The organism is Rhodosalinus sp. FB01 (assembly GCF_041365715.1).
In the GTDB taxonomy this organism is placed as follows: domain Bacteria; phylum Pseudomonadota; class Alphaproteobacteria; order Rhodobacterales; family Rhodobacteraceae; genus Rhodosalinus.
The window spans coordinates 1-2,555 of the sequence record NZ_JBGFSH010000025.1; the positions used below are offsets into that span (position 1 = coordinate 1).

A 2,555-nucleotide genomic window follows, 5' to 3' on the forward strand; every position below is an offset into this window, starting at 1 on the left:
GCATGGAAAAAGGACCCCGTACAGGGGTGATCGGCGTCGAAAAGGGACCCCCTGATACGGTTGGTCCATCGTGCTCCCGGGGCAATCGGGAGCCGTGTTTGGGATGCTGGTGGTGGAAACGATCGCGAAGATCCGCAGGGCGTACTTTCAGGACAAGAAGCCGATCAAGCAGATCTGCCGCGAGCTTCGGGTCTCTCGGAAGACGGTGCGAAAGGTTGTCCGGTCGGGCGCGACGGAGTTCAACTACGAGCGAAGCGTCCAGCCTCTTCCGANTCGCGAGCTTCGGGTCTCTCGCAAGACAGTGCGGAAGGTCGTGCGGTCGGGCGCGACGGAGTTCACCTACGAGCGCAGCGTCCAGCCGCAGCCGAAGATCGGGCCGTGGCGGGACGAGCTCGACCGGATGCTGGCAGAGAACGCGCGCAAGCCGAAGCGCGACCGGCTGACGGCGATCCGTATTTTCGAGGAGCTGCAGGCGCTCGGATACGAGGGCGGCTACGACGCCGTGCGGCGCTACGCAGCGGCGTGGTCGAAGGCGGAGAGTGCGGCGTCGGCCGCGGCCTTCGTACCGCTGAGCTTCGATCCGGGCGAAGCCTACCAGTTCGACTGGAGCCATGAGATCGTTCTGATCGACGGGGTGACCACGACGGTGAAGGTCGCCCATGTCCGGCTCTGCCACAGCCGGATGGTCTTCGTCCGGGCTTATCCGCGAGAGACGCAAGAGATGGTCTTCGACGCCCATGACAAGGCGTTCGCCTTCTTCGGCGGTGCCTGCGCGCGGGGGATCTACGACAACATGAAGACGGCCGTAGACACGATCTTCGTGGGCAAGGACCGCGCGTACAACCGTCGCTTCCAGCAGATGTGCGGACATTACCTCGTCGAACCGGTCGCGTGCACCCCTGCCTCGGGCTGGGAGAAGGGGCAGGTCGAGAACCAGGTCGGGGTGATCCGTCGGCGGCTCTTCGTGCCGCGACCGCGGTTCAAGAGCTACGCCGAGCTCAACGCCTGGCTCGAGGATCGGTGTGTCGCCTGGGCGAAGGCGCACCCGCATCCCGAGTTGCCCAGCCAGACCGTCTGGGAGGTGTTCGAGGCGGAGCGGTCGAGCCTCGTGCCCTATGTCGGGCCATTCGACGGCTTCCACGCCGTGCCCGCCTCGGTATCGAAGACCTGCCTCGTGCGGTTCGATAACAACCGCTACTCGGTCGAGGCCCGCGCCGTCGGCCGGCCGGTCGAGATCCGCGCCTATGCCGAGCGCGTGGAGTTCTGGCAAGACGGCCAAATCGTCGGGCAGCACGCGCGCGCTTTCGGCCGCAACAAGGCTGTCTACGATCCGCTGCATTACATCCCCGTGCTCGCCCGCAAGCCCGGCGCCCTGCGTAACGGTGCCCCCTTCAAGGAGTGGGACCTGCCATCGGCGATGCGGCGCGTGCAGCGCAAGCTCGGCCGTGTGCCGAACGGCGATCGCCAGATGGTCGAGATCCTCGGTGCCGTGCTGACCGACGGGCTTGAGGCCGTAGAGGCCGCCTGCGCCAACGCGCTGTCCGACGGCGTCCACTCGGCCGACGTCATCCTCAACATTCTCGCGCGGCGACGCGAACCCGCGCCGCCGTTGACCATCGCCACGCCGGACGCGCTGCGCCTGACCCGCGAGCCGTCCGCGGATTGCGGACGCTACGACAGCCTCAGGAGACCCGACCATGGAAAGATCGCAGGTGCTGGACGCGATGGGCCAGCTGAAGCTCTACGGGATGAAGGCGGCTTATGACGAGGTCATCGCCACCGCGGTGAAGCGCCAGCACGAGCCTCAGAGGATCGTGGGTGACTTGCTCACGGCAGAGATCAGCGAGAAGCAGGCGCGCTCGATCAAGTACCAGATGACCATCGCCAGGCTCCCTCTCGCCAAGGAGATCGACGAGTTCGACTTCGAGGAGACGCCAGTCAACGAGACCCTCGTCCGCGATCTCGCCAGCGGTGACTTCCTCGATCATCAGCGCAACGTGGTGCTGATCGGCGGCACTGGAACCGGTAAGTCGCACCTCGCCGTGGCGATCGCCAGGACCTGCATCCGCAGCGGCCGACGTGGTCGGTTCTTCAACGTCGTCGACCTCGTCAACAAGCTCGATGCCGAGGCCCGCGCCGACCGCCAGGGCCGCACGGCCGACCTGCTGTGCCGCCTCGACTTCCTGATCCTGGATGAACTCGGCTATCTCCCCTTTGCTCAGACCGGCGGCCAGCTCTTGTTCCACCTGATAAGCCGCCTCTACGAGCGCACCTCGATCATCGTGACGACGAACCTCGACTTCGGCGAATGGCCCACGGTCTTCGGCGACGCCAAGATGACGACCGCGCTCCTCGACCGGCTCACCCATCACTGCGACATCGTCGAGACCGGCAACGAGAGCTGGCGCTTCAAGACACGCGCCTGAGCCCGGTCCCCGCCGGCCCGAGCCGGCTGCGCCACTTGAAAGCTCCGCCGCCTCGGGCCGGCTACCCGCAGCGCAGAGGGGTCCCTTTTGCGCGCCGATCAGGGGTCCCGTTTGGATGCCGATTGACAG

2 protein-coding genes are annotated in these 2,555 nt (G+C 66.2%); both read left to right on the forward strand.

Annotation, left to right across the window (positions count from 1 at the left end; all coding sequences use genetic code 11):
* Positions 1-103 precede the first annotated feature (103 nt).
* On the forward strand, positions 104-1,765 hold the full coding sequence (gene istA, locus AB6A65_RS16315) for an IS21 family transposase (RefSeq protein WP_371039461.1): 1,662 nt from the start codon (positions 104-106) through the stop codon (positions 1,763-1,765).
* Positions 1,698-2,426, forward strand: a complete 729-nt coding sequence (gene istB / locus AB6A65_RS16320; RefSeq protein WP_371039462.1) for an IS21-like element helper ATPase IstB — start codon at positions 1,698-1,700, stop codon at positions 2,424-2,426. Before istA ends, istB begins: the two co-directional genes overlap by 68 nt.
* Positions 2,427-2,555 lie beyond the last annotated feature (129 nt).